Below are 26,969 nucleotides of genomic sequence, written 5' to 3' on the forward strand. Positions count from 1 at the left end.
CCGTGGCCGAGACAGAGGGGACACCCCTGCACCCCACCCCGACACCCCCCACGGACACCGCCCCCACCTGGGAGGACCTGGTCACCGCGGCTCTCCTGGGCACGGATCGCCGTACACCCCCCGGGTCCGCCGCCGGCCGGTCGGCGCCGTCCGCGCTGCTGGACGCGGCGGCGGCCGAGACCGTACGGCGCCGGGCCGGGCTGCGTCCGGGCCGGGCCGCGACCCGGCCGGAACCGGCCCCCGCCGACCCGCGCCCCACGCTGCCCGCTCCCGCGGCCCGCAGACTCGCCCTGCTGCTCGCCGACCGCCCCGGCACCGGCGGAGCCGGGCGCAGGGGCACGGCACCGGATCTCGTGGAGCTGCTGCCCCAGTGGCTGGCGGCGGCGAACGCGCACGGGTTCGCCCCGCCCGCCGAGGCCCTGCCCGCGCTGCTCGACGCGGCACGCGGGCGTACGGACCTGCGGCCGGCGGCGCTGAGGTTCGCGGGCCCGCGCGCCCTGTGGCTGGCCCGGCTGAACCCGGAGTGGCGGTTCGCGCTGCGCGCCGCACCGGGCGGGGACGCCTCCCTGCCGGGCCCGGAGGAGACCGGGCGGATCGAGAAGCTCTGGCAGGAGGGCCTGTTCGCCGAGCGCGTCGCCCTCCTCGCCTCCCTGCGCTCCCGCGCCCCCGACGCGGCCCGCGCGCTGCTGGAGTCGACCTGGCCGACGGAGCGCGCGGAGGACCGGCTGATGTTCCTCGACTCGCTGCGCGCCGGCCTCGGTGAGCGGGACGAGCCGTTCCTGGAGGCGGCGCTGGCGGACCGCAGCCGCAATGTGCGGGCGACGGCGGCCGAGTTGCTGTCGGCGCTGCCCGGTTCGGCGCTCGCCGCGCGGATGGCGGTCCGGGCCGGTGCGTGCGTGGCCGTCGACCACACCGGCGACACGCCGACGCTCGTCGTCGAGGCGCCCCACACGTGCGACGCGGACATGGAGCGCGACGGCGTCGCCCCCAAGGCCCCGGCCGGCCGGGGTGAGCGGTCGTGGTGGCTCGGCCAGTTGGTGGAGGCGGCCCCGCTCACCGCGTGGCCGGCGCGGCTGGGCGGTCGTACCCCGGACCGGATCGTCGCGCTGCCGGTGGCCGACGACTGGCTGGGCGAGCTGCACGCGGCCTGGTGCCGGGCCGCCGTACGGCAGCGCGACGCGACCTGGTCGCGGGCGCTGCTCGGACCGCCGTCCGCGCCCGGTGCGGGTGGCCCGGGCGCGGTCTCCCTCGCCGAGCGGGCCAAGCTGCTGGGCACCCTGTCGGTGGGCGAGCGGGCGGAGTGGGTGGCCGGATTCATCGCGGCGCACGGGCTGTCGGAGGCGTTCCAACTGCTCGGCGTGTGTGCGGTGCCGTGGGCCGCCCCCCTCGGCCGGGCGGTGGTCGACGCCCTCAACATCGCGCGGGACGCGGGAAGTTACCCGTGGAGTTTCAGTGGGGTGATGGGCCTCGCCGAACGCTGCCTGGACCCCGCGGAGGTCTCCCGGCTCGACGCCCTTCTCGCCGTACCCGACGAATCGGAGGACGCGTCCCCCGGGGCGGGGGGCTACTGGGCGGAGGCGTTCCAGCGCCTGGGGACGACATTGCGGCTGAGGGCGGTGATGGCACAGGAACTGGAAGGGGAACCGTCGTGACGGCGGCAGCCCGGCCGCCCGTCGCCCACGGTTCCCTAGGCCCCGGTCGGCTGCCCCACGTTCTCCCGGACCCACTCCACGATCGCCGCCATGGTCGTCCCGGGGGTGAAGATCTCCGCGACGCCCTTCTCCTTCAGCGGGGCGATGTCCGCCTCGGGGATGATCCCCCCGCCGAAGACCAGGATGTCCGCGGCGTCCCGCTCCCGGAGCAGGTCGATGACCGCGGCGAAGAGCGTGTTGTGCGCCCCGGACAGGATGGACAGCCCGATCGCGTCGGCGTCCTCCTGGATCGCCGTGTCGACGATCTGCTCGGGGGTCTGGTGGAGCCCGGTGTAGACGACCTCCATGCCGGCGTCGCGCAGCGCCCTGGCGATCACCTTGGCGCCGCGGTCATGGCCGTCGAGTCCCGGCTTGGCCACCACCACGCGGATCGGGCCGGATGCCACACCCATGACTGCCTCCCAGAAGCGACTCCGCCCGCTCCGCCCGCTCTCGACGGCTCGGACACCCCGTGCCACACACCCGGGGAAGTGAACGAACGTTATCGCCAGCATCCCGCAACCGGCCGTTTCGTGGCATGGGCCAACGGGGAAATCACATGATGGGACAGTAACGGGAGCCGCACACGAGGTCGCCGTACCGCCGCGCCGCAGACCGCGCGCCGCGGCGGTACGGCGCATCGGTCCAGGCGCGACGGACGCCCGGGGCCAAGGCCCCCTCCGTCCGCCCGGCAGCCGATCTCCTCCGCCGCGACTTCCACGAGGGCACACGGGGGACAGAGACGTCCTCGGCGTGTGCCGACAGGAGGTCGGCGATGCAGGTCACCAGGGTGCTGCAGCCCTTTCTTCCGCTCTACCGGCGTCTGCTGCCGGACCTTCCGAGCCTTCCGAACATCCCCGGCAGGCTGGCCGGGCTCTCCACGGCCCTGCTGAAGGCCACCGTCCTGGACCTCGCGATCCTCGCCGGCCACCTCCTGCTCTACCCCTCCGGAATCGCCCAGGAGCGGCGTCGCCCCGCGCTTCCGCCCGGAGAGAACAGCGCATCGAACGAAAATGGCACCGAGTGCCTCACGCAGCTGCCCACCCCGGCCCCGCTCCCGGTCGTCCTGCTGCACGGTTTCATCGACAACCGCTCGGTCTTCGTCCTGCTGCGCCGCAGCCTCGCCCAGCACGGCAGGCACCGTGTGGAGTCGCTGAACTACTCGCCCCTGACCTGCGACATCCGTACGGCGGCCGAACTGCTCGGGCGGCACATAGAGGAGATATGCGAGCGCACCGGCAGCACCCGGGTCGATGTCGTCGGCCACAGCCTGGGCGGTCTGATCGCCCGCTACTACGTGCAGCGGCTGGGCGGTGACGTCCGGGTCCGCACGCTGGTCACGCTGGGTACCCCGCACGCGGGCACCACGGTGGTGCCGCTGGCGAACGCGCACCCCATCGTGCGCCAGATGCGCCCCGGCTCGGAGGTCATCGAGGAGCTGTCCCGGCCCGCGCCCGGCTGCCGTACGCACTTCGTCAGCTTCTGGAGCGACCTCGACCACCTGATGGACCCGCTGGAGACGGCCCGGATCGACCACCCCGACCTGCTCACGCAGAACGTCCGGGTGACGGGAATCGGCCATCTCGCCCTGCCCGTGCATCCGGCGGTCGCGACCGGCATACGGCAGGCCCTCGACACCCCGGAGACGGCCACGGCCGACACGCGCACCGGCGGTCTGACGGTGGCGTGAGACCCGCCCGGCAACCGTTCGAAGGGATTCGATAGACGTTCGAGACCCGCCTCACCTCGAACAGTCTTCGAACATAAGGCCAAACCCGCGTCCGCCGTCCCCCGAAACACGGCCGATTGCCCCTTTCCTTCGCGCACGAAACCTGCGGAAGATTGTCGCGCCCGCATACCGCCGGGTACAGTCGCCGCACTGCTCTGGCAGCCCCTGTTGTCGAGGCGAGAGAGAAGTTGGTGAACGACCGTCACCCGTCGGGGACCACGACCACCCCGGCTCCGGCTTCCGACGCCGACTCCGCGCCCTACGCGTCGTACGGCACCCAGGAAGCCCCGTACGACGGCTTCACCTCGTACCACGGCTACGACACCGGCGCCCAGCACACCGGCCACTACGCGGCCGACCCCCTCTTCGGCAGCCTCCCCGACGCCGGCACGGGTACCGGCACCGGCGACAACGCCTACGGCACCGGGCAGTGGAACGTCGGCGCCCAGCCGACCATGGTCGACACCGGCGGCCACCAGCTCCACGACACCAGCGGCCACCACGTCCTGAACTACGACCCGTACGCGGCCCAGCACCACGCCGCCTACGACTCGGGCGCCTACGACACGACCGGCTGGCCGACCGGCCACCAGCAGCTCCCGCTCGTCCCGCCGCAGACCTCGGTGTCCGACACCGGCGGCCACTGGGACGCGAACGCCTGGCTCCAGCCGGACCAGTCCGGCAACCCCGCCGACCAGACCCAGCACTGGGAATGGGGCACCCAGACCTTCGAGACCGGCACCTACGACGCCACGCAGTGGAACTCCGACGGCGACAGCGAGACCGGCGCCGCCTCCGACGCGTACGAGCAGCCGGCCGAGGTCCCCTTCGACCAGCAGGCCACCGCCACCTTCGAGTCGGTCGGCCACGACGAACAGACCTCCGACGGCCGCGAGTTGTCCGCCACCGGTGAGCTGCCCGCCGTGTCCGGGCAGCTCCTCCTGGACGACCAGGAGGAGAGCGAGCCGGCGCCCGCCACCCGCGCGGCCGCCCGCAACGCGAGCCGTTCCCGCCGCCGTACGCCCCCGAAGCGCTCCGCGCTGCTGACCGTGGCCGTGCCCTCGGCGTGTGTGATGGGTGTCGCCGGGATCGCCGCCGCCTCCGTGGGCACCCTGACCGGTGGCGACGACAAGGACACCACGGCCACCGCCTCGGACGCGCAGGCGGTGAAACCGTCCGCCGCCAACAACAAGCTGGACTCCCAGCTCGAGACCCTCAGCGCCGAGGCCGACAACTTCGCCGACCGGGCCAGCCGGACGCAGGAACGCATCGACCTCAAGGAACAGCAGGCGGCCGAGAAGAAGAAGGCGGCGGCGGAGGCGGCCCGCAAGGAGCGGCTGCGCCCGAAGTACGCCCTCCCGGTCGCCCAGCGCGGACTCAGCGCCTACTTCGGCCAGGCCGGCGTCAACTGGATGTCCCAGCACACCGGCATCGACTTCCCCGTCTCCTACGGCACGACGGTGATGTCGGCGACCGACGGCACCGTACGGACGCAGTGGAACAGCGCCTACGGCAACATGCTGATCGTGACGGCGAAGGACGGCACGGAGACCTGGTACTGCCATCTCTCCACCTACCGCGTCGCCTCCGGTACGACGGTGAAGGCCGGCGATCCGATCGCGTACTCCGGGAACTCGGGCAACTCCACCGGCCCGCACCTGCACTTCGAGGTCCGGCCGGCCGGCGGTTCGCCCATAGACCCGCTGCCGTGGCTGCGCAGCCACGGGCTGGACCCGACGTAGCACCTGCGACTGTTCCGTCGTGAGCCCCCGCTGTGGAAGCGGGGGCTCACGCGCGAGGTCTCAGAGTGCGGAACGTGAGCTCTTGTCCGTTTCGTGGTTGAGGTTGGAGAAGGACCGCTGGTCGCGGGTGGGAGGTGGCCCTCAGGCGTCGGTGCGGGCGAACAAGCCGGGTCCGGATTCGATGAGGATGCCTCGGCTGACCAGGCGCTTCAGTTTGGAGCGGATGCCCTCGGTGTTCTTCGGGAGGATCTGCAGGTCGAGTGCCTGGCAGAGGTCGCGGGCGCGCATCGGTCGGCCCGCGTCGGTCAGGGCGGTGAGGATGTGCTGGTAGGCGGGGTGGTCCGGGTTGTCGGGGTGGTCCGGCTCGGTGGCGGGTGAGGGCAGCGGGAAAGTGAGGAGGGTCTTGCGGGTGATGCGCAGGTTCTCGCTCATGCGGCAGGCGATGACGAGGCCCAGTACGTCCACGGCCAGGCATCTCTTCCTGCCTGGCACCCTTTTCGCGGCACCCTTGCCGGTCATCGTGGCGGGGACGCCGACGGCGGCGTGGATGCTCTGCGTGTCCAGGGCCACCAGGCTCGGGTCGGCCAATCGCTTGCGCTTCTCCCGCAGTTGCCAGCGCAGCAGGTCGTGAAGGTCCTGGTCGGTGCCCTCGTCGCGCCAGAGGTAGAAGTAAATCACGGGTTCGACGAGCTCCCACTGCTTGTCGGTGAGATCGCTCGGGTACGGCTTGCGCATGCTCATGCCACAACCCCTCGCAGGGAGGTCACACGGAACTCGGGGCACGCCCGGACGGCGCCAGGTTCGGCAGCGCGCAGGCCAGGCCCTCCTGCCAGTGCCGGATCGGGCGGAGGCCGGCGGCCCGCCAACGGTCGTGTCCGAGCACGCTGCAGGCGGGCCGTGGCGCGGGCCGGGCCAGGGTCGCGGTGGTGGTGGGGCGTACCCGGTCGGGGTCGGCGCCCAGCAGCCTGAAGGTCTCGCGGGCCAGCCCGTACCAGGTTGTCTCGCCCGTGCTGGTGCCGTGATACACGCCGGGCGGGGCCTCGCCGCGCTCCGCGGCCCGGCCGAGCCGTACCAGTTGGGCGGCGAGGTCCACGGTCCAGGTGGGTTGGCCGCGCTGGTCGTCGACCACGTCGAGCGTGTCACGCCGCCGTTCCGACGCGATCATGGTGCTGACGAAGTTCCGCCCGTACGCGCCGTACAGCCAGGCCGTCCGCACCACGTAACCGTGGTCGGGCAGCGTCGCCAGCACGGCCCGCTCGCCGGCCAGCTTGGTGCGGCCGTAGGCGGTACGCGGTCCCGGCGGGTTCCCCTCGCCGTACGGGGTCCCGGTGTCGCCGGGAAAGACGTAGTCGGTGGATGGCTGGAGCAGGCGGGATTCTGCGTCCGCACAGGCCTCGGCCAGGTGGCGCGGGCCCTCGGCGTTGATGCGCAGCGCGTCCGGCTCGTGCCGCTCCGCGTCGTCGACGCAGGTCCAGGCCGCGCAGTTGACGACGGTGCTGGGCCGGTGCGCGTGCACGGCGGCGCGTACCGCCCGCGGGTCGGTGATGTCGAGATCCCTTTTGTCCAGCGCCACCGTCTCGGTGCCGGTCGCGGCCAGCGCGGTCAGCAGGTCCCGCGCGAGCATGCCGGCCGCACCGGTCACCAGCCACGGGCGCCTCATGCGCGCACCCCCGGCCCCGGGGAATCCAAGGGCGCGGCCCGCTTCTTGAGCGGCTCCCACCACGGGCGGTTGTCCCGGTACCAGGCGACCGTCTCCACCAGTGCCTCCTCGAACCCGCGGCGCGGCCGGTATTCCAGATCGTCACGGATCTTGCTCCAGTCCAACGAGTACCGGCGGTCGTGCCCCTTGCGGTCCTCGACGTTCCGGACCAGGGACGCGTCGGCTCCCACGGCGTCCAGCAGCAGTCGCGTCAGCTCCCGGTTGGTCAGCTCCGCGCCGCCCCCGATGTGGTAGACCTCGCCCGCCCGGCCGCCGGTCCGCACCAGCTCGATGCCGCGTACATGGTCGTCGACGTGCAGCCAGTCCCGCACATCGAGTCCGTCCCCGTAGAGCGGAACCTCGGCGCCGTCCAGCAGGTTGGTGACGAACAGCGGGATCAGTTTCTCCGGGAAGTGGTGGGGGCCGTAGTTGTTGGAGCAGCGGGTGATCCGCACGTCCACGCCATGGGTGCGGTGGCACGCCAGCGCGAGCAGATCGCTGGATGCCTTCGTCGCCGCATAGGGCGAGTTGGGAGCGAGCGGCGCGTCCTCGGTCCAGGAACCCTTGGCGATCGAGCCGTACACCTCGTCCGTCGACACGTGCACGAAGACCTCCGGGCGGTACCGCAGTGCGGTGTCCAGGAGTGTCTGGGTGCCGTGCACATTGGTGCGTACGAAGGCGTCGGCGGCGTGCAGCGACCGGTCGACGTGGGTCTCGGCGGCGAAGTGGACGATCTGGTCGTGTCGGCCGACCAGCTTGTCCACCAGCTCGGCATCGCAGATGTCCCCCTGCACGAAGGCGAACCGGTCCGAGCCGCGCACCGCGTCGAGGTTGGCTGCGACGCCCGCGTAGGTGAGCTTGTCGAGGACGGTGACGTGGACGCCCCCGGCGCCCTCGGGTCCCAGCAGGGTGCGCACATAGTGAGAGCCGATGAACCCGGCCCCACCGGTGACCAGAATGCGGACGGCGGTCGTCATGGGGCCAGTTCCACGCTGCTGTGGTCGCCGAGCACCAGCCGGTGGGTGTCGGGCACCCGTGGCGCGGACACCACCCGCGCGTCTCGGCCGATGAGCGAGGCCTGGACGCGGCGCGTGCCCTCGATCCGCGCCCCGCGCAGCACGATGGAGAACTCCAGCTCGCTGCCGCTGATCCGGCAGTCCTGGGCGACGGAGGTGTAGGGGCCGACGTAGGAGTCGGCCACCTCGGTGCCGGTGTCGATGACGACGGGGCCGACGATTCGGGAGCGGCGCACCCGGGCACCCGGCGCGATCCGCACCGCGCCGACGATCTCGCTGGCGTCGTCCACCTCGCCCTCCAGCCGGGGCGCCACCGACTCGAGCACGGTGCGGTTGACCTCCAGCATGTCAGCGACGTTTCCGGTGTCCTTCCAGTAGCCGGAGATCTCCACCGACCGCACGTCGCGGCCCGCGTCGACCAGCCACTGGACCGCGTCGGTGATCTCCAGCTCGCCGCGCCCGGACGGCGAGATGGCGCGCACCGCCTCGTGCACGGCGGGCGTGAACAGATACACACCGACCAGTGCCAGGTTGCTCTTGGGGAACTCCGGCTTCTCCTCCAGACGCACCACTTGGCCGTCCGAGCCCAGTTCGACGACGCCGAAGGAGGACGGGTCGTCCACCGGCGTCAGCATGATCTGCGCGTCGGGGCGGTCCTCCCGGAAGCCGTCCACCAGCGCGTTGATACCGCCGACGATGAAGTTGTCACCCAGGTACATCACGAAGTCGTCGTTGCCGAGGAAGTCCCGCGCGATGAGGACGGCATGCGCCAGCCCGAGCGGGCGTTCCTGCGGTATGTAGCTGACCCGCAGCCCGAACCGACTGCCGTCCCCGACGGCTCCGCGGATCTCCGCCGCGGTGTCGCCGACGACGAGGGCGACGTCCTCGATACCCGCTGCCGCGATGGACTCGAGGCCGTAGAAGAGGACGGGTTTGTTGGCCACGGGCACAAGCTGTTTGGCGGAGGTGTGCGTGATCGGCCGTAGCCGGGATCCCACCCCCCCGGCGAGTACAAGAGCTTTCACGAGTTCTTTCCCGTCAGTCGGTGGCGGGCGGTGCGACACCGGCACGCCCGGGGTGTCCTGCGGTGCCGGGGCGCGGCTGGGCGCGCCCCGACGGCCTGGTACTGGACCTCTCTACCGCCTCTGGAGCGGCGGCGGACCCGGAGGCTGGCCCTGGAGGAGTGAGTCCGGCATCCCGCCCGGCCCGCCGCCGAGGGCGGTTTCCACGCACCGTTCGTACGAGGGGAGCAGCCCTTGATCGCGTGCCTCGGCAAGCGAGGGGGCCAGGGCGTCCTTCTCCGACAGCATGGGCCTACCGGCCCCGCCGGGCCACGCGATGCCGAGCGTCGGGTCGAGCGGGTGGATGCCGTGCTCGCGCTCGGGGGCGTAGCCGGTGGAGCAGAAGTAGACCACCGTGGCCTCGTCGGTAAGGGCGGCGAAGCCGTGGCCGAGCCCTTCCGAGAGGAAGACGGCCCGGTGCGTGCGATCGTCGAGTGGCACCGCCTCCCACTCACCGAAGGTGGTGGAGCCGGTGCGCAGGTCCACGATCACGTCGAGCACCGCGCCGCGCACACAGGTGACGTACTTCGCCTGCCCCGGCGGGACATCGCTGAAGTGGATGCCCCGGATGACGCCTCGGTGGGACACCGACTGGTTGGCCTGGGCCAGCGGCAGCCCGCGGCCGGTGGCGGTCTTGAAGCCGCGGCCGCTGAACCACTCGTGGAAGCTCCCCCGGGTGTCGTGGAACACCCGGGGCTCCTCGATCCAGGCTCCAGGAATGCGCAGTTCCCGCATGGCAGTTGCCTTCTCCTTCGCTCGTCCCGCTTCGCTGAGCCCTTCGACGGGTGGGCGCTCCCGGGCGGTGCACTCGTACGACGGCATGTCACAGGACCCGCCCGGCCCGGTTTCCGAAGGTGCCGGATTCCAACCCGGCGACCTCGGCCGCCAGCGTGAGCTGGCGACGCTGGACGCGCGCGGAGAGGGACGTGACGTAGCGGGCATGGTCGGCGGTGGCGCACCAGAGGAGCTGGGCGAGGACGAAACGGTCGCGTTCGGGCACCAGAACCAGGTCGGGCCACAGCTCCCCGGGCGCCGTCCCGCGGCGGGTGATCTCGGGGCGCAGTTCCCCTCGCCACCCGGTGGGAAGGACGAACTCCGGGGTGGTCGCCATGCGTTCGTACCACTCGATGGTGTCCGCGAGGTAGGCGTGGCGGAACTCCTCGTCGTGCTCGCCACCTCGCAGGCGGCGCAGTGCGGCGTGGGCGCGCCGTGCATCGTCGAAGACGGCGAGCGGGAGGCGGTGGCGCCGCACGGTTCGGTGCCTACGGGTGGAACTGTCGTCGAGAAGGGTCGCGGTGTGCGCGTGGACCGTCGTGAAACGCAGGCCGAGATCGGCCATCCGCAGCCACAGGTCCCAGTCCTCGAGCCCGTCGCCCGCGCGCCAGCCGCCCGCCTCCTCGGCGAGCGGGCGGCGGTGAGCGACGCGTGAGGGCTCGAACATCGGTCCCAGCAACTGGATCTCGGGGTGCCAGACCACTTCGAGGAGGTCGGAGCGTGAGGTGACCTCGCCGGTGGCGGTCCGGCGCTCGCAGCCGGTCGCGACGAGGTCCGCCCCGGCCTCGAAGGCGCCGAGCAGTACCCGCAGATGGTCCGCGCGCCACTCGTCGTCGTGGTCGATGTACGCGGCGAACTCCCCGCGCGCCTCGGCGAGTCCGATCATGCGAGGGCCGCTCGGATGACCGTGTCGGGGAGCGCGGACGAACCGGATGCGCGGTTCCTCCGCGGCTGCCGCGCGTACCCACTCGTCCGTGTCGTCGGTGCTGCCGTCGGAGATGACGAGCAGCTCCCAGCCGGGGAAGGACTGCGCGCGGACGGAGTCCAGTGTGCGGGTGATCGCGCGTGAGCGGTTGTACGTGGGACAGATGACGGAGAAGCAGGGGGCGGGCGTCATGCGGGTCCGCCCTTTCCTGCGGTTGGGCTCCCCTGGCCGGTGAACCGGCTTCCCCGGCCGGTGAGGAACGGCAGCCCCGTGTCCTTGCCGGTGAGGACGGTGTCGACGGCGAGCAGGACTCCAGCGGTACCGGTGGCGAGGTCTGTGGAGAGGCGCAGACACTGGTCGCCGAGGAAGGCGGGGGCCCCGGCGTGCGGGACGGCGTGGAGGCCGAGAGCGGCGAGGTGCGCGGGCGGGGAGGCAGGCGCGGTGGCCCCGGGCTCGCCGGGCCCGTCCGCCGGCCGCAGCCTGTGCTGCGCCAGCATCGCCCCCGCCCGCCCGGTGAACACTCCGGCGTGGCTGAAGAAGGGTGCGGCGAGCCGCTCGCCCAGCGTCGCGCGTGCCAGGCCGAGTTCGGCGTCCGCTGTGTGTTCGAGCACCGCGTCGACGGCGAGCGCCATCCCCGCGCCGCCGCTGATCACCGGCACGGACCAGGCGGCGTACGGCGCCCTGGCCTCCGCGTCGGCTGCCCAGCCGCTCTCGGCGAGGTCGGCGCGAAGCGCCTCGACGGCCTGGTCGAGGTACTTCGGCTCGTCGGTGTGCTCGAAGAGGCGTCGCAGGAACAGCGCCTGCCCCGAACCGCCGTGGAGCAGGCCGGGGCGGCGCCTGCCGCCCCGGGCGGGTCCGGTGATGCGGTCGGCCAGGCGCGCGGCGTGTTCGATCCGGTCGGGCTCGCTGTACTTCTCCCCGAAGTGCAGGAGGGTGAGCGCGATCCCGGCTCTGCCGCTGAAGAGACTGTCGTCGAGGTCGGCGTCGACGGCGGTCCAGCGGGCGGCGGCGCGCTCCAGAAGTTCCCTTGCGGGCGCGCGGAGGCCGAGCTCGTCGAGGGCGAAGGCGATTCCGCACAGGCCGTCGTAGAAGCCGGGTGCGTCGACGCGCTCGCACGCGGCGACAAGCCAGTCGAGGTGCTCTTCGGGCACCTCGACGCCGGCCTGGGAGAGCGCCCAGACCACGCCCGCGGCGCCGAACGCGAGGTTCGCGCCACCGCCCTGGCCGTGGAACTGCTCGATGTCACCGGGGTAGAGCCGGTCGGCGCGCCCGGGTGTCGCGGCGGCGAGGATGCCGTCGGCGAGGCGCCGCCGCAGCTCGGGCCAGCCTTCGGCGTCGGGACCTGCCGCAGGCCAGGAGGGTGCGGGAGCAGAGATGCCGGCGGCGGAGGCGGGCGCGGCCGAACCGGGGGAAACGTCCGTTTCGGCGGGCCCGGCCCCGCCCGGAGGCACAGTGCCCTCATGGGAGGCGGACCCGGCCGGCGGCGCCAGATCGTCCCGTACCCGCCCGGCGAAATCCTCCGGTACGGGGAAGACGCGAGTGATCAACGCGAGGAACTGCTCGGCCTTGTCCGCCGACCACGGCAGTGCCTGGGTGAGCGGCAGGAAGACGCCGAGGCGCAGGCAGCCCATGGCGTACCGGTCGACGTCCACTCCGGTGTACCCGACCGGGGCCTGGTAGCCGGGCGCCGCCATGGCCTGGGGGGCGGCGGCCACCGCCTCGCTGCTCGCCTCCAAGTCGATGAAGACGACGCCGCCGTCCGGGCGCAGGAGCACGTTGTTGGGGTGGAGGTCGCCGAAGACGACACCGCGCGCGTGCAGTTCGCGGACTCCGCGCTCGATCCTGTCGAGGGTGTCCAGTGCCCAGCGGGCGTAGGCGGCGAAGTCCTCCGGCGTGGCGGGTTCGGCTGCGAGGAGCGGGTTGCGCTCCTGCATCTCCTGGCCGAGCGCCTTGCCCTCGACGTACTCGCGGGCGAGGTAGTAGTGCTCGTGGCCCTTGCGGAACTCGGCGTGCGCGGGCATGCAGTCGAGCCCGGCGAGCCGCCGGAGCGCCCAGTGCTCGTTGCGCAGGCGGGCCACGGCGTCGGCGCCCTCGGCGTCGAGACCGGCGAGCGGACGGGCCTCCTTGAGCAGAACGGTGGCGCCGGTACGGGTGTCGGTGGCGAGGTAGACGCCGCCGCCGTTGGAGAAGTGCAGGGCCTTGACCGGGCGGTACGGAAAGTCGGTGAGTGTTCCGCTGTTGCGCTCCGCGAGCGCTTCCCTAAGGCACTCGGGCAGGGTCACCCAGGCGGGTGGGCGGAAGCCGGGGCCACGCACATCGGGCACCCAGTTGCCGGACGGGTCCTTGACGCAGTGGACGAGTTCGCCGGACGCGTCGCGCGCGAGATGCGCCACGAAGCCGCCGTAGCGCACGTAGAGAGGTCCTGAGCGCCAGCGCAGGTCACTCAGTATGTACGGTCCTGTCTCACCGGTGAGAAGGGCGTCGAGCGCGTCGAGGAGCCGCGCGAGCATCTCTTCGTCGAGTGGGTAGAGCGTGACGAACTTGCCGCTGCTGCCCCGGTCGCCGTACTTGCTGTTGCGGCGCACGAGCACGGCGGCGCTGCGGATGAACTTGAAGTACACGCCGTGCTCGAGGCAGTAGTCGCGCACGAGGCGGCTGATCCGTTCGGCGTTCTCCGGGGTGGCCGTCACATGGATCTTCCAGCCCTGCTCGGGAAGCTCGACACCTGGCGGGCGGAAGATCACCCAGTCCTCGTTGGCGCTGCGGGTCCAGCCCTCGGGGGGCGGGGTGCGCGCGGCGGGGAAGTCGTCCTCGGCACCGGCGGGGGCCTGCACGTCGTAGAAGACCTCGCCGGGCCGGCAGAAGGTCAGGTACCGGAAGTCCATAAGGGTCTCCTAGCGGCCGCCCCGGCCACGGCCGGGGCGGAGTTGTCACTCGATCGACTGGGGCGGGGCCCCGTTACCAGCGGAAGGCCGGCAGCACGTACTTGGTGAAGATCCACTGCCCGGCGGGCATCCTTCCCCCGTCCACGACGGCCCCGCCCAGGTCGGACTCGGGGCTCTTCGTGAGCCGCAGCAGGTACCCGTCGGCGGGGGTCGGCAGCATGTCGGCCCGCACCGGCAGGAAGGCGGAGAGCGGAGCCGTCGTCGCGGTGGCCCGGTCATCGGCGATCACACCGCGCCCGGTCTCGCTCTTCGCGGCCACGCCCACGCGGTAGAGCCGTACCTCCGCACCCTTTTCGATCACTAGACGGTCGGCGGACGGCGGAAGCAGGAGTTCGACCTTCCCTCCGTCCCGTACGGCATACCCCGCGCTCACCGTGTACGGGACGTCGACGAGCGCGAGCCCGGCGGTGAGCGCCCCGGTGAGCAGGACGGCGACGGCGCCGATACGGGCCGCGCCCGCGCCCCCGGCACGCGCTTCCCGTACGACCCGCGCGAATCCGCGGACGAGGTGGTAGCCGAGAAAGCCGACCCCGCACAGCATGAGCCAGGCGCCGACGACGCCGACCCGCTGGAGGGTGTCGCCCCACAGGCCGACGGCCGTGGCGATCATGTAGAGCGGGAAGACCATGGACGCGAGGCCGAACGGCACGGCCCAGCGGCCGAGTTCGGGCAGCTCGCGGCTGTGGCGACCGCCGAAGAGCACACCGGCGACCGCGCGGCGCGCGTCGGTCAGGGCCCGGTCCCGCAGGTGCGGGACGTCGAGGTGGCTCATCAACGCGATGTAGCCGTCGAGTTTGACGAACGGCATCAGGTTGAGCAGGCCCGCGATGTACGTGACGAAGGCGAAGACGAGCAGCCCGTCCCGTGCCGCGCCGGAGAAGAAGAGCGAGGCCACGGCAGCGCCCCCGGCGATGACCACCTGCGTGGCGATCCCGGCGAGGGCCACCGCGACCCGCTGGCCCTTGCGCGGCAGCCGCCACCCGTCGGTGACGTCGCAGAAGAAGGCGGGCGACAGGTAGAAGAGCATCACCCCCATCCGGCCGGGGCGTCCTCCGTGATGGGTGAGGACGGCGCCGTGCCCGAACTCGTGCACGGCGGTCGTGGCCAGGACGCCCGCGAAGACGGCCAGGTACGTGCCGAGCCCGAGCGGCTGTCCCAGGACGGCACCGACCCGAGCCGACTGTGCCGCGAGCACGAGCAGCCCGGTCAGCGTGAGTACGACGGCGGCCACCGTTGCGGCCCGCCCCGTCAGCGCCCGTACGAGCGGTGAGATCCGGCGCAGCATGCGCTCGGGCCGTACGAGCGTGAACTGGAGCGTCATGGGCGGGACGAACTTGAAGCGGCGGGCGCTCCTGCGGACGGCCTCCCCGTTGTCGAGCAGTCTCCCGGCGGCGAGCTTCTCCACAGCCCCCGCGACCGCGTCGACCGTCCACGGTGCCCCGAGGATCTCCGCGAGCAGCGCGTGGTCGCGGGTCCCGTTCAGGGCCAGGGCGAGGCGCGCCAGGTCCGGCTGGACCCGGAAGTAGCGGGCCTGGCCCTGCTGGATCAGCCACGGCGCCCCCTCCTCGGCCGGTTCGTGCACCGACACGTCCGCGGCGAGCCGGGGACGGGCCAGGAGCTCGGGGGGTACGGGGGGCGTCTCGGTCTTGGAGGACATGCGGTCTGCCTGCCTTACGTGAGGTCGCGGACGCGGAGGAGCCGGTATGCGGCGCAGCCGGCGGCGGCGAGCCAGCCCGCGATGACCAGGAGGGCGGTCTGCGGGGACAGCAGTGTGTGGCCCACGTCCCGGTAGACCGAGCTCAGCGCGATCGTGAACAGATAGCTCGCGGCCTTCGGGGCGAGCCGCTGGAGGCCGGGGTCCACCAGCAGGGTCAGCGCCATGACCGTGACGACCGAGGCGATCTGATGGCGGATGATCCAGCCGATGAAGACGCCCCAGGGAGCGGCCAGGACGTTGCATGCGAAGAGGCCCACCGCGATCAGGGTCGTCTCCTTCGTCCAGGCGAAGTCCCGTCCGTAGACGGTGAGTACGCCCCATGCGGAGAGCACCGAGAAGACCACCGCGACCACTCCGGACAGCGCACCCATGAGCGCGCCGACGGCGAGCTTGGCGCCGAACAGGCGCGCGCGTCCCATCACGAGGACGGAGCGGCTGATCGAGCCCGAGCCGTACTCGCGCGTGACGACGATGGCGCCGTACAGAGAAGCGAAGAGGAAGGTCATCATCCAGGCGCGCACGACGTCGTCGGTCACGGCGGCGAGATCGCCGCTGCCCTGGTCGAGCGCCTTGTCGCCCTCGGAGCCGTAGCCGAAGCTCGTCATGAGCGACATGTACGTGCCGCAGACGAGGAGGACGATCCACGCCTTGCCGCTCCATGCCTTGAGCCATTCACCGCGCAGTGCGTCAGTCACGGGAACCGCCCGGAGCGCTCGCGCCCGCCAGTTCGAAGAACCGGTCCTCCAGGCGGTCGGCGCCGTCGGTGGTGAGCCGTGCCAGCGGGCCCGAGTATCGCAGGGTGCGCTGGAGGATGACGACGTCGTCGACGGTCTGCTCGACCTCGGCGAGCAGGTGGCTGGAGAGCAGGACGGTCCTTCCTTCCGCCGCGAGGGTGCGCAGCAGTTCGCGCAGCCAGCGGATGCCGTCCGGGTCGAGACCGTTCACCGGCTCGTCGAGGACCAGGAGTTCGGGGTCGGGGAGCAGCGCGGTGGCGAGCGCGAGCCGCTGCCGCATGCCGGTGGAGTAGCCCTTGACCTTGCGGTCCGCGCTGTCGGTGAGGCCGACCTGGTCGAGCACCGCTTCGACGCGGCTGTCGGGCAGGCCGAGGCTTCGCGCCCAGATCCGCAGGTCGCGGCGGCCCGTCGTGCCCGGGGTCGGGCCGATCGTGTCCATGCTGACCCCGATCCGTCGGGGGGCGTCCGGCAGGTCCTGGTACGCGTGCCCGAAGAGGTTCGCGTGTCCGGCCGTCGGCTGGACCAGGCCGAGGAGGACACGCAGTGCGGTGCTCTTGCCCGCGCCGTTGCGGCCAAGGAGCCCCACGATCCGGCCGGGCCGGACGGCGAAGGTGAGGTCCTCCACGGCGGTGACGCCGCCGAACTTCTTGGTCACACAGTGGAACTCGATGACGGGCGCCTCACTCACGGTTGCTCCTGACCACCGAGGCCCCGAGCACGGCCGCCGCCCCGGCGATGGCGCAGACCAGCACGACGACGACTCCGACGCGCACCGCCCCCGACAGTTCGAACGCGGTCGACACGGCGGCCAGCGCGATCAGCGCGCAGAGACCGGCGACGGACAGGGCGATGCCCGCGGTGCTCCTGCGGTTCATGTTCTTCCTCCACCTCGTGGTGCTAGGTTCTGACGGACTGGCCCGGTGCCGTGGTGGCGGATGATGGCCGTCGCCACGGCACCGGGCTCAGTTACCGCTCGTCATCAGGTGGCGATGCTGACGGCCACGCTGACCGCGGCGCTCGCCGAGGCCACGCCGCTGATCGCGACGCCGACCGAGAACCCGGTCCAGAAACCCGGGGCCTCCATGGCCTCCAGCTCCTGCATACCCAGCTCGAGCAGCGGAGCGATCTCCTTGGTCTGCTCCATGTGTCACACCTCCTCTCGTCGTGAGTCGATCATGTACACGTGCGGTGGGGCACTCCGTGTGGGTGCCCGCCCGTCACGGGCTCGGGTGAAACCGCTCGGCGCGGGCCAGGGGGCTTCGGTGAGGCTCCCCGACGTACGCGGCCTGACGCCGGCTCAGGTGAGCAGCGAGACCGAGGCGGCGGCGCTGCCGTAGGCGGCGGAGGCGCTGACGACCACGCCGGCGCTGACGCCGATGGCGGTCCACCAGCCCGGCGCGTCCATGGCCTCCAGCTCCTGCATACCGAGTTCCAGCAGCGGCTTGGGAGTCTCCGTGCCCTGCATGTCCCCTCCTTCTTCAACAACGGAATTGTTCATTTCCCCCCGCTTCGGCTCCCTTGGGGGCGAGCCGTAGTGGAAGTCCTAGGTGGCCGGGGCGAAGTACTCCTCGGCAAGGCGCACGGGGCGGTCCGGCGCCGCCACGGTCCGGCGCAACAGCCGCAGCACATCGGTGTGCCCGAGGCCGCCGAGCATCGGCAGCCCCGCTCCCCAGGCCCGGACGATGCGGTGCGCGATCGCCCCTGTCGCCTCGGGGTCCGCTACGACGTGCCGCCCGATTCCCCACGCGTCGACGAGCGCGGCCACGCCGGTCGCCGGCTCGGCGGGCAGTGGCCGTCCGAGTCCCGTACGGATCACGGCCCACAGCCGACGCAGACGCCGCCCCGAGCCCAGGCGTGCATCACCCTGGTCGATGGCCCGCCACAGCGGCGGGAGCAGTGCGGCGACGGCCGTCATCTTGCGCAGGCCGAGCACCGTGGAGAGCTCGTTGGCGATGAGCCAGCCCTTGACGGCGTACGGGTCACGGCCGTCGTGGAAGTGCTGGGTGTGGCTCTCGGCGCTGAGCCGCGCGCTCCGCGCACGCTGCTCGTCTGTGGCCCGCCCGCCCGCACGGGTCGCCTCCACGATCTCGTACCCGAGGCGCAACAGGCGTACGGCGGTGGCTTCGACGCGGGCGTCCGGCTCCGGCAGCTCCGCGTGGTCGCCGATGTACGGGCTGACAAGACGGAAGAACGTCTCCAGGACGCCCTCGACGAGCAGGTGCCGGGGCAGGGTCGCGGTGGCGAGCGGATCGAGTACCGACAGCTCGGGCCGCAGCCGCGCCCCCATGACGAGGCGCTTGGCGTGCTCGTATGCGAGGCAGGCGACCGCGCTGGCCTCCGAGCCCGTGCCGATGGTGGTGGGTACGGCGATCAGCGGCATGGGCCGCCGCGGTATCCGCGTGAGCACGATGAGTCCGGTGCGCTGCGGCACCGTCAGGCGGCGCGCCACCTCAGGCCCCGCAGCGACCAGGCTCGCGAGCTTGGCCCGGTCGAGCAGCGAGCCGCCGCCCAGCGCGAGCACCAGCCCCGCCCCGTCGAGCCGGGTCCCCAGCGCGAGCACGCCGGCCAGATCGCCGGCCCCGCTCAGCGTCAGGGACTCGTACGGGCGCGAGCCGAGCGCGTCCGTCACCCGCCGGTGGATCTCCGTGTGGTGGACTCCGCTGTCGACGAGGAGCACGGTCCGGGCGGCGCCGAGCTCGGGGGTCTCGCGCAGGCGGCGGGCCAGCTCGTCGGTACCGGTGAGCGTGGCATGGCCTTCTGCATTGGCGGACGCGGCCTGCTCCCTGTGCTCCGTCATCCGCCCACCCCCGCCCGCTCGGTGGTGGCGGCCAGGTGCAGGTCGAGCCCGGCCCGCACACAGGCGAGGAGTTCGGCCACCTCGGCGTCGGTGTAGGTCAGCGCGGGAACGAGCTGGACCCCGTGCAGGCCGGGGTGCACGATGGCGCCGGCCCGCCGGACGGCGGCGACGAGCGCGGGCACCTCGCTCTGGGGGAACGGCGCGCCGCTGCCGTCGGCCGCCGCCAGGCGGATCGAGCGGAAGCAGCCGACCCCGGTGCTCCCCGTGACGAGGGGATGGCCGGCGGCCAGCGCGTCGAGCTCCCGGGTGAGCAGGTCGCCGAGCCGACGTGCCCGCGTCACCGCGTCGAGCCGGCTCATCTCGGCGAGCGTCGCGAGGATGGCGGCGCAGGTGACCGGGGTCCCGGCCTGCGTCTCGCCGTGGCTCAGGACCGCGCCGGCCTCGTGGAAGACGTCCGCGACGGCACGGGACGTGAGGACGACGGCTGCGGCGCTCGCGCCGTTGGTGAGCCCCTTGGAAGCGATCAGCAGGTCGGGCGGCGCGGGCCAGCGCTGCGAGGCGAAGAAGTCTCCAGTACGGCCGAAACCGGTCGCCACTTCGTCCGCGATGAGCAGGAAGCCGTGCTCCTCGCGCAGCCGTAGCAGCGTGGCGACGTACTCCTCGTCGAGCGGGACCGCGCCCGAGCCGAGCACGGGCTCGACCACGACGGCCGCGATCTGCCCGCCCTGCCGCGCGAGGAGGGTGCGCAGCTCCTCCGGGTCGTTCGGCGGCACGTGTCGTACGAGCCGCTGGTCGACGCCGTACAACTGCTGGCCCAGATCCTCGCCGGTGAGGGCGAACCCCCCGAAGGTCAGCCCGTGGTAGCTGCCGCGCAGTCCCACGACGACCTTGCGACGGGCCTCGCCGCGCAGGGCCAGGCAGTGCCTGGCCACCTTCATCGCGAGGTCGTTGGCGGCACCGCCCGAGGTCGAGAAGAGGACCCGCCCGTAGTGCTCTGCTCCCGCGACCTGTACGAGGGCCTCGGCGGCTCGTCGCGCGTACACGTTCTCGTAGCGGAAGGTGCTGAGGTACGAGGCGGAGCGCAGCGCCTCGGCGGCCGCTTCGGCCACGGCCTCGTTGCCGTACCCCAGGTTGGTGTTCCACAAGCCACTGGAGGCGCAGAGGAGTTCACGGCCGTCGGCGAAGCGGACGCGGACGCCTTCGGCGGAGACCGCGCATAGCTCGTCCTTGCCGTGCTGCTCGGGGGGAAGGAGGGAGGGCCAGAGGGCGCCGGCGCGTGCGTCTGCCGTCCATGAGTCTGTCGTGGTCATCCTTCGGCCGCCACTTCGAGGAGGGTGCTGTGGTGGCGCGCGCCGACGGAGGGCAGCGCGTGGCGGGCGGTGACACGGAACCCGCTCGTGCTCAGCTCCGCCTCCAGTCGGTCCGCGGGAAGGACACGGATGCTGGTCAGCCCCACGCGGACCGGTCCGGCGCCGTACCGGGCGGGGAAGATGGTGACGGTACGCGCCTCCATGCCGGGCTTCCAGTACTCGAACATCCGGTAGTCGTTCCCCTCGGCGGTGCTGAACTCGAGTTCGAGCTCGGCGTTCTGGGATGCGTTGAGATCGACGGTCGTCAACAGGAAGCGCCCGCCGAGCGCCAAGTGCGTGCGCACCGAGGCGTAGAGGCCTTTGCGGCCCGCCTCGTCGAGCAGCGAGATGGACGTCGTGGCCAGGACGACACAGGCGAACTCCCGCTCCAGCGCGAAGTCGGTCATGTCGCCCCGCACGAGCGTGCTCCGCTCGCGCAGCGCGGCCGGTGCCCTGTCCAACCGCTCGCGCAGCAGGTCCAGCATGCTCGCGGAGAGTTCGAGCGCGCTGACCTCACGGCCGAGCGCGAGCAGGGGCATCGTGAGCCGCCCGGAGCCCGCGGCGAGGTCCAGCACGGGGCCGGGGAAGCGCCGCACCAGGGCGATCAGCTCCCGTACCTCGTGGTGGTCCTGCTGGGAGAGCTCGTGGTAGATCGACGAGCCGTCCGCGTCGTAGAGGCTGCACACCTCGGCACGGTCGCCGAGTTCGGCGAGCAGTTCGCCCGCCCGCCCCGGGATCACGGTCCCGGGCAGCGCTGTCCCGTCCGTCTTCATGGTCGACTCACCTCCCCGCGTCCACGAACGGCTTCGCCAGGAGCGCGAGCCCGGTGTCGGCGAACTGCCGCAGCACGGCTTCCAGCCGCGCGCGCTCGGCGTACCGCGCCGCCGCGTCCACGGAGCCGCAGACGAGCAGTGACTCGGCCGTCTCGGCGACCGTCCGGCTCAGCCGGAAGGTGCGCCCTTGGCGTGGGGCGTGCGCGTACACGTCCTCGCCCGCGCGGAGCAGCAGAAGGAGGTCCGGGTCGCGGGCGTCGGCGGGCTCGGGGTGTTCCGCGAGGCCCGTCACGAGGCGCTCACCGAAGCCGGAGACGCCGGTGCCGAGGATGCCGCGGGCCCGCAGATCCCGCAGGGCGTGCACGGCGGCGAGGTAGCGGCCGAGCCACGGCCGCTCGGCGAGCGCGGCAACGCGGGTCTCCTCCGGTACGACGGCGCCCAGGCAGACCCCGCAGGGCCGCCCGCTCTCCGCGTTGCTCCGCTCCCATGCCCTGACGAGTCCGCCGAAGCCATCACCCGCCTTGCCGAGGGGGCTGCCGCCAGGGGAGGTCGATACCTGTCCCGAGGGCCCCACGTACAGCCGCAGTCCTGGCCCGTCCCCGTCCTGGCCGGCCCCGAGCGCGGGCAGGTCCGCGAGCTGGATGGCCGGGTTGGTGAGAAAGTCGGCGAACGTGCCCTGGTCGTGCGCGCGATCGGCGTCGAGGAGGTAGGACTCGAAGTCCGTCGCGTCCGCCACCCGTACGAGGGTGGGCCCGACGACCGACATGTACTCGCTGATGCCGTACGCCTGGATCTGGAGGTAGAAGCCGGGGTCGTGGGTGAACTCGGTGCCCGGTTCGGCGAGTGAGCCCTCGTAGCCGATGACGGTGGGGCTGCCGGCGGGGCCCGCGGAGCCGTCCACGCCCGGCACGAAGATCATGGTGTCGGCGTCCACCGCGTCGGATGCCAGCAGGGCCGCCAGGTGCGCGGCGTCCTCCAGAACGACGGTGCGGGCGACGTATCCCGCGTCCTGGGACACCGTCGTGCGCCCGGTCGCCCAGCTCATGAGGCGCTCTTTCAGCACAGACATCGCATCCCCTTTTTCATCCCCCGATTGATTTCCCATATACGTACACCGGCCACACGCAGCACGAAGAGACCCACCTGAAGAAAGGTCCGCGCGCCAACGGGTCACCTGAAAGCACATGCGTCACGAGCATGTGATGCGAAAAAGCGCACATTCACGCCGCAAGAAAGAAGGCTGTCCGGCAAAAACTTTGTCAGGCGGACAACGCGGCAAGAATCCTCTTGAGATCGGACATCGCTTCCTGCGCGCCGGCGACATTGAAGACACCGGTCACATTCAGCACCACTTCGTCCACTCCGGCCTTTTCGTACGCACTCAATTGCGCGAGCAGTTCGTCCGTGTCGCCGCTGAGGAATGCCCCGCCCTCCACGAGGGCCCGCGCATCGGCCTTGACATCCCCGCCGCTCACCCCGACACCGGCCCGGCGCAGCATGTCGAGGTAGTGCGGCCCTTGCAGGTGGGCGGCGTTACTGGCCAGCGCGAGGGTGCCCGGCTCGTGACCCTCGCGCTCCAGTGCGATCGGAACGATCGCCGTCAGCCGGGGTACGGGTCTGTCGGCCTTCGCGGCGCCCTCACGCATCGCGGGCAGCACAACGTCCCCCAGATAGGGGGCGGGGGTCAGCCAGGTGACCGCGACATCGGCGAGTTCCCCGGCGAGCCGGGCCATGCCGGGGCGGAGCACGCCGAGGCCGAGTTCGACCGGCGGGGCGGGAAAGGCGTGCAGCGCGCCGTGGCACGAGAAGTACTCGCCCTTGACGTCGACGACCTCATTGGCCAGCAGGCCTCGGACGATCGTCAGGTACTCGCGTGCGGCGGTCAGCGGGCTGCGGTACGGCTCGCCGAGCAGGCTCTGCTGCATCGACCTGGCGCCGGGGCCGAATCCGGCCACAACCGGCCGGCCCGTCGCCAGGGCGAGGGAGCGCGCCTGGAGCGCCGCCTCGTAAGGATGCCGGAGCGGCATGAGCGTGACACCGAGCCCGGTCGGTACTCGGAAGCCGGCTCCCGCCGCGTGCGCGAAGCCTTGGTGCGGCTCCAGGAACAGCGCCTGCCCCTGCCACAGACGCTCAGCCCGAGTCCATTGAACCAGGCCCGCGTAGGGCAGCAGTTGCTCCGGGCGTTTCGGTAAGAAAGGCACCAGAACTGAATAACTCGTCAATGTAAGAAAACCCCGTTCTCCCCGTGCCGACAACGCGAACAAATACGGACATTGGTCAGATGTTCGTATGTGGTTTGCGAAGTGGCTGGTTCGATCATGCCAGGCGTGACGGAAGGTAGCCGCCCGAGTTCGTGGTGGCCGTCGCCTGGTCCTGTAGTCGCGCCGTTGGCGATCTCGTAGCCCGGGTCTCGTCGAGTGGGCACGGCCGGGTCGTCACTTCCCTCCGTACCACACTCATGGCGACCGCGCCCGCCGGTTTCGAGATCGAACAGGAGATGACGATCCGCCTTGACGAGCGCAACCGCTGGACGGTGTCGCCGGGCAGTGCGACACGGTGACCAAGGCCCTGGTCGACCAGGGCTTCAAGAAGAAGGTCGTCGAGCACGGCAAGAACGTGGGCATCGACGTCGAGAACGTCGAGCGCAACCCGGACGACAAGGGCTTCGTTCCGCAGGCCAAGCGGTGGATCGTGGAGCAGACGAACGGCATCCTGATGTTCTACCGCCGTCTCGTGCGCGCCTACGAACACCGGCCCGCCTCCTCCCGCTCCCGCGTCTTCTGGGCGATGACCTCTGTCGTGAGCCGCCGTCTCACCGGAGCCACCCTCGCCTCCTGGAGGACATCACCCGCAAGACCCTCCTCACTCTCCCGCTGCCCTCACCCGCCACCGAGCCGGACCACCCCGACAGCCCGGACCACCCCGCCTACCAGCACATCCTCACCGCCCTGACCGACGCGGGCCGACCGATGCGCGCCCGCGACCTCTGCCAGGCACTCGACCTGCAGATCCTCCCGAAGAACACCGAGGGCATCCGCTCCAAACTGAAGCGCCTGGTCAGCCGAGGCATCCTCATCGAATCCGAACCCGGCTTGTTCGCCCGCACCGACGCCTGAGGGCCACCTCCCACCCGCGACCAGCGGTCCTTCTCCAACCTCAACCACGAAACGGACAAGAGCTCACGTTCCGCACTCTCAGAGCTTCTCCACCGGCGCGTACCGCAGCAGCAGCCGCTTGGGCTTGCTGTCGCCGAAGTCGATGGTCGCCTCCGCGTTCCCTCCCGTGCCCTTCACGCCGACGACCGTGCCCAGCCCGAACTGGTCGTGGGTGACGCGGTCGCCGACGGCCAGCGCGACCACCGGCTTCTCCGTCGCGCCCCGGCGGGTCGCGAAGCCGGAGGCACCCGCGGCCGAGGAGCGCGAGCGGGACGAGGACAGCGAGGCCGCCACGCCGGAGACCGGACCGGAAGAGACGGGCGCGCTCGCCCCCGTCCGCTTCCAGTCCACATGGGTCGCCGGGATCTCCTCCAGGAACCGGGAGGGCGGGTTGTACGACGGCTGGCCCCAGGCGCTGCGCAGCGAGGACCGCGTGAGGTAGAGCCGTTCACGCGCGCGTGTGATGCCGACGTAGGCCAGGCGGCGCTCCTCCTCCAGCTCCTTGGCCTGGCCGAGGGCGCGCATGTGCGGGAACACGCCGTCCTCCATGCCGGTGAGGAACACGACCGGGAACTCCAGGCCCTTGGCGGTGTGCAGGGTCATCAGGGTGATGACGCCGGAGCCTTCCTCGTCCTCGTCGGGGATCTGGTCGGAGTCGGCGACGAGCGCGACCCGCTCCAGGAAGGCGGCGAGACCGCCGGTGGCCGCGCCCTCGCCCTCGGCCTGCTCCTGCTCGAACTCCAGGGCCACGGCGGCGAGTTCCTGGAGGTTCTCGATGCGGGTCTCGTCCTGCGGGTCGGTGGAGGCCTGCAACTCGGCGAGGTAGCCGGTGCGTTCGAGCACGGCCTCCAGGACGGTGGCGGGGCCCGCGCCGGACTCGACGATCGTCCGCAGCTCCTCCATCAGCACGTTGAACCGCTTCACCGCGTTCGTCGACCGCGCGGCCATGCCGTACGCCTCGTCGACGCGCTTGAGCGCCTGCGGGAAACTGATCTTCTCGCGCTGGGAGAGGGCGTCGATCATCGCCTCGGCGCGCTCACCGATACCCCGCTTGGGGACGTTGAGGATCCGGCGCAGCGGGACGGAGTCCTCCGGGTTGGCGAGGACGCGCAGGTAGGCCAGGACGTCCCGGACCTCCTTGCGCTCGTAGAAGCGGACGCCGCCGACGACCTTGTAGGGCAGGCCGACGCGGATGAAGACCTCTTCGAAGACACGGGACTGGGCGTTGGTGCGGTAGAAGACGGCGACGTCGCCGGCCTTCGCGTCGCCCGCGTCCGTGAGGCGGTCTATCTCGTCGGCGATGAACTGCGCCTCGTCGTGCTCGGTGTCGGCGACGTAGCCGGTGATGCGCGCGCCCGCACCCGCGTTGGTCCACAGGTTCTTGGGGCGGCGGGACTCGTTGCGCTCGATGACGGCGTTGGCGGCGGACAGGATCGTCTGCGTGGAGCGGTAGTTCTGTTCGAGCAGGATCGTCGTCGCGTCCGGGTAGTCCTCCTCGAACTGGAGGATGTTGCGGATCGTCGCGCCGCGGAAGGCGTAGATCGACTGGTCGGCGTCACCCACGACGCACAGTTCGGCAGGCGATAGGTCGTACTCGTTCGGGGGTACGTCGACCGGGTGCTCGGAGGTGCCGACCAGCTCCCGGACCAGGGCGTACTGGGCGTGGTTGGTGTCCTGGTACTCGTCGACGAGGACGTGCCGGAAGCGGCGGTGGTAGTGCTCGGCGACGTCCGGGAAGGCGCGCAGCAGGTTGACCGTCGTCATGATCAGGTCGTCGAAGTCGAGGGCGTTCGCCTCGCGGAGCCGGGACTGGTACATCGCGTAGGCCTGGGCGAGGGTCTTCTCGAAGCCGTCGGCGGCCTGGGCGGCGAAGTCCTCCTCGTCGATCAGCTCGTTCTTGAGGTTGCTGATCTTGGCGCTGAAGGACTTCGGCGGGAAGCGCTTGGGGTCGAGGTCCAGGTCACGGCAGACCAGGGCCATCAGCCGCTTGGAGTCGGCGGCGTCGTAGATCGAGAAGGAGGAGGTGAAGCCGAGCTTCTTGCTCTCCCGGCGCAGGATGCGCACGCACGCGCTGTGGAAGGTCATCACCCACATCGCGTTCGCGCGCGGGCCGACGAGCTGCTCGACGCGCTCCTTCATCTCGCCCGCGGCCTTGTTGGTGAAGGTGATGGCGAGGATCTGGCCCGGGTGGACGTTCCGCTCGGCGAGCAGGTGGGCGATGCGGTGGGTGAGCACGCGCGTCTTGCCGGAGCCGGCGCCGGCGACGATGAGCAGGGGGGTGTCGGCGTGCACGACGGCCGCGCGCTGGTTGTCGTTCAGCCCCTCCAGGAGCGCGGCCGCGTCGATCGCCGGGCGCGGGGCGCCGTCGCGGTAGTAGGCGTCCCGGTCCGGAGGCACGTCGAACTTCCCGCCGAACAGATCGTCCGGAACCTGCTCCGGTACGTGATCGTCCTCGGGCGGCGGCGGGGGTTCCTCCTCGCGGCCGGCGGGGGCCTGGAGGTTCGCCAGGAAGCTGTCGTCAAAGAGGCTGCTCATCGCTCTCCGAGTCTAGGGTGCCCCACTGACAACGCGCGGCCGTCCCCCGAACATCTCCACCCTCACCTTCCGGGGCGGCGCTATCACAGCACGTGATCCCATGTCTCGGCTTTGCGCAAGGTAACGAAAATGTATCGGGCATATCGCCCATCAACCTTCACAGGAGCCACACGAGTTGGTTACCGTGCCGGGCAGGCCACACGGATCCCCACCGGCGAACCTCGCCGGGCCGTACGGCCTCCGCCGAGTCCGGTGCGCCCCCTGTGCGGCAGCCGGAGCCGGGGACCCACCGAGATCCCGGGGTGAATCGGCCCGACTCCCCAGCGG

The 26,969-nt window shown here is 71.6% G+C and carries 24 protein-coding genes and 1 pseudogene; 5 read left to right on the forward strand and 20 right to left on the reverse strand.

The genetic code is table 11. The annotated features are described in order from the left end of the window. Positions 1-2 precede the first annotated feature (2 nt). Complete coding sequence (locus tag AQJ64_RS14810; protein ID WP_397800649.1) at positions 3-1,652, forward strand: DUF5691 domain-containing protein; 1,650 nt, start codon at positions 3-5, stop codon at positions 1,650-1,652. A gap of 35 nt (positions 1,653-1,687) precedes the next feature. On the opposite strand, the gene icmB is transcribed toward AQJ64_RS14810, so the two are convergent. Continuing rightward, positions 1,688-2,104 (reverse strand): coenzyme B12-dependent isobutyryl CoA mutase small subunit, encoded by a 417-nt coding sequence (gene icmB, locus AQJ64_RS14815; RefSeq protein ID WP_055632885.1) that lies wholly within the window; start codon positions 2,102-2,104, stop codon positions 1,688-1,690. 362 nt (positions 2,105-2,466) lie between these two features. Between icmB and AQJ64_RS14820 the strand changes: the two genes are divergently transcribed. Then, positions 2,467-3,381 carry an esterase/lipase family protein gene (locus AQJ64_RS14820; protein ID WP_055632886.1) on the forward strand — a complete coding sequence of 305 codons (915 nt, stop codon included), beginning with the start codon at positions 2,467-2,469 and terminating at the stop codon, positions 3,379-3,381. Positions 3,382-3,611: 230 nt separating this feature from the next. Further along, positions 3,612-5,162 (forward strand): M23 family metallopeptidase, encoded by a 1,551-nt coding sequence (locus AQJ64_RS14825; RefSeq protein ID WP_055632887.1) that lies wholly within the window; start codon positions 3,612-3,614, stop codon positions 5,160-5,162. Positions 5,163-5,600: 438 nt separating this feature from the next. On the opposite strand, the pseudogene AQJ64_RS52020 reads toward AQJ64_RS14825, so the two are convergent. The 18 genes and pseudogenes from AQJ64_RS52020 to AQJ64_RS14905 form a co-directional block, all read right to left on the reverse strand. Further along, a pseudogene (locus AQJ64_RS52020) lies at positions 5,601-5,903 on the reverse strand (transposase family protein); the annotation flags it as partial. A 22-nt stretch (positions 5,904-5,925) separates the two neighbouring features. Further along, on the reverse strand, positions 5,926-6,822 hold the full coding sequence (gene rfbD / locus AQJ64_RS14835; protein WP_055632888.1) for a dTDP-4-dehydrorhamnose reductase: 897 nt from the start codon (positions 6,820-6,822) through the stop codon (positions 5,926-5,928). Further along, a complete protein-coding gene (rfbB, locus tag AQJ64_RS14840) occupies positions 6,819-7,838 on the reverse strand; it encodes a dTDP-glucose 4,6-dehydratase (RefSeq protein WP_055632889.1) in 1,020 nt (339 codons plus the stop codon). The genes rfbD and rfbB overlap by 4 nt, the downstream gene beginning before the upstream one ends. Then, positions 7,835-8,902: a glucose-1-phosphate thymidylyltransferase gene (locus AQJ64_RS14845; RefSeq protein ID WP_055632890.1), complete on the reverse strand. Its 1,068-nt coding sequence runs from the start codon at positions 8,900-8,902 to the stop codon at positions 7,835-7,837. Before AQJ64_RS14845 ends, rfbB begins: the two co-directional genes overlap by 4 nt. 111 nt (positions 8,903-9,013) lie before the next feature. After that, positions 9,014-9,673: a dTDP-4-dehydrorhamnose 3,5-epimerase gene (gene rfbC, locus AQJ64_RS14850; RefSeq protein WP_079061663.1), complete on the reverse strand. Its 660-nt coding sequence runs from the start codon at positions 9,671-9,673 to the stop codon at positions 9,014-9,016. Between the two features lie 88 nt (positions 9,674-9,761). Further along, positions 9,762-10,829, reverse strand: coding sequence for a glycosyltransferase family 2 protein (locus tag AQJ64_RS14855; RefSeq protein WP_055632891.1), 1,068 nt, complete (start codon positions 10,827-10,829; stop codon positions 9,762-9,764). Beyond that, entirely contained in the window at positions 10,826-13,522 is a 2,697-nt protein-coding gene (gene lanKC, locus AQJ64_RS14860) for a class III lanthionine synthetase LanKC (protein ID WP_055632892.1), read from the reverse strand. The genes AQJ64_RS14855 and lanKC overlap by 4 nt, the downstream gene beginning before the upstream one ends. A 73-nt stretch (positions 13,523-13,595) precedes the next feature. Further along, positions 13,596-15,239, reverse strand: a complete 1,644-nt coding sequence (mpaP, locus tag AQJ64_RS14865) for a daptide biosynthesis intramembrane metalloprotease (protein WP_055632893.1) — start codon at positions 15,237-15,239, stop codon at positions 13,596-13,598. 14 nt (positions 15,240-15,253) lie between these two features. Beyond that, the gene (locus AQJ64_RS14870; protein ID WP_055632894.1) at positions 15,254-15,994 is read right to left on the reverse strand and encodes an ABC transporter permease; all 741 of its coding nucleotides are present in this window, start codon (positions 15,992-15,994) and stop codon (positions 15,254-15,256) included. Further along, complete coding sequence (locus AQJ64_RS14875; protein ID WP_055632895.1) at positions 15,987-16,721, reverse strand: ATP-binding cassette domain-containing protein; 735 nt, start codon at positions 16,719-16,721, stop codon at positions 15,987-15,989. Before AQJ64_RS14875 ends, AQJ64_RS14870 begins: the two co-directional genes overlap by 8 nt. Next, positions 16,714-16,908, reverse strand: coding sequence for a hypothetical protein (locus AQJ64_RS49040; RefSeq protein WP_055632896.1), 195 nt, complete (start codon positions 16,906-16,908; stop codon positions 16,714-16,716). Before AQJ64_RS49040 ends, AQJ64_RS14875 begins: the two co-directional genes overlap by 8 nt. A gap of 104 nt (positions 16,909-17,012) precedes the next feature. Beyond that, positions 17,013-17,177 (reverse strand): daptide-type RiPP, encoded by a 165-nt coding sequence (locus AQJ64_RS49630; protein ID WP_167738970.1) that lies wholly within the window; start codon positions 17,175-17,177, stop codon positions 17,013-17,015. A 153-nt stretch (positions 17,178-17,330) separates the two neighbouring features. Further along, complete coding sequence (locus AQJ64_RS49635; RefSeq protein ID WP_167738971.1) at positions 17,331-17,498, reverse strand: daptide-type RiPP; 168 nt, start codon at positions 17,496-17,498, stop codon at positions 17,331-17,333. Positions 17,499-17,576: 78 nt separating this feature from the next. Continuing rightward, complete coding sequence (gene mpaC, locus AQJ64_RS14885; RefSeq protein ID WP_055632897.1) at positions 17,577-18,830, reverse strand: daptide-type RiPP biosynthesis dehydogenase; 1,254 nt, start codon at positions 18,828-18,830, stop codon at positions 17,577-17,579. After that, on the reverse strand, positions 18,827-20,140 hold the full coding sequence (gene mpaD, locus AQJ64_RS14890) for a daptide-type RiPP biosynthesis aminotransferase (RefSeq protein ID WP_055632898.1): 1,314 nt from the start codon (positions 20,138-20,140) through the stop codon (positions 18,827-18,829). The genes mpaC and mpaD overlap by 4 nt, the downstream gene beginning before the upstream one ends. Continuing rightward, complete coding sequence (mpaM, locus tag AQJ64_RS14895) at positions 20,137-20,952, reverse strand: daptide-type RiPP biosynthesis methyltransferase (RefSeq protein WP_055632899.1); 816 nt, start codon at positions 20,950-20,952, stop codon at positions 20,137-20,139. Before mpaM ends, mpaD begins: the two co-directional genes overlap by 4 nt. Positions 20,953-20,959: 7 nt before the next feature. Further along, a complete protein-coding gene (gene mpaB, locus AQJ64_RS14900; protein WP_063788685.1) occupies positions 20,960-22,021 on the reverse strand; it encodes a daptide biosynthesis RiPP recognition protein in 1,062 nt (353 codons plus the stop codon). Positions 22,022-22,211: 190 nt separating this feature from the next. Continuing rightward, positions 22,212-23,174 carry an LLM class flavin-dependent oxidoreductase gene (locus AQJ64_RS14905; RefSeq protein ID WP_055632900.1) on the reverse strand — a complete coding sequence of 321 codons (963 nt, stop codon included), beginning with the start codon at positions 23,172-23,174 and terminating at the stop codon, positions 22,212-22,214. Between the two features lie 334 nt (positions 23,175-23,508). Here AQJ64_RS14905 and AQJ64_RS45695 point away from each other — a divergent pair, with 334 nt between their 5' ends. After that, entirely contained in the window at positions 23,509-23,904 is a 396-nt protein-coding gene (locus AQJ64_RS45695) for a hypothetical protein (protein ID WP_397800626.1), read from the forward strand. A gap of 17 nt (positions 23,905-23,921) precedes the next feature. Then, entirely contained in the window at positions 23,922-24,068 is a 147-nt protein-coding gene (locus AQJ64_RS50070; RefSeq protein WP_206189656.1) for a hypothetical protein, read from the forward strand. Positions 24,069-24,146: 78 nt separating this feature from the next. Here AQJ64_RS50070 and pcrA read toward each other — a convergent pair whose 3' ends face one another. Next, positions 24,147-26,642, reverse strand: a complete 2,496-nt coding sequence (gene pcrA, locus AQJ64_RS14925; RefSeq protein WP_055632902.1) for a DNA helicase PcrA — start codon at positions 26,640-26,642, stop codon at positions 24,147-24,149. Between the last annotated feature and the right edge of the window lie 327 nt (positions 26,643-26,969).

The organism is Streptomyces griseoruber, from assembly GCF_001514205.1.
In the GTDB taxonomy this organism is placed as follows: domain Bacteria; phylum Actinomycetota; class Actinomycetes; order Streptomycetales; family Streptomycetaceae; genus Streptomyces; species Streptomyces griseoruber.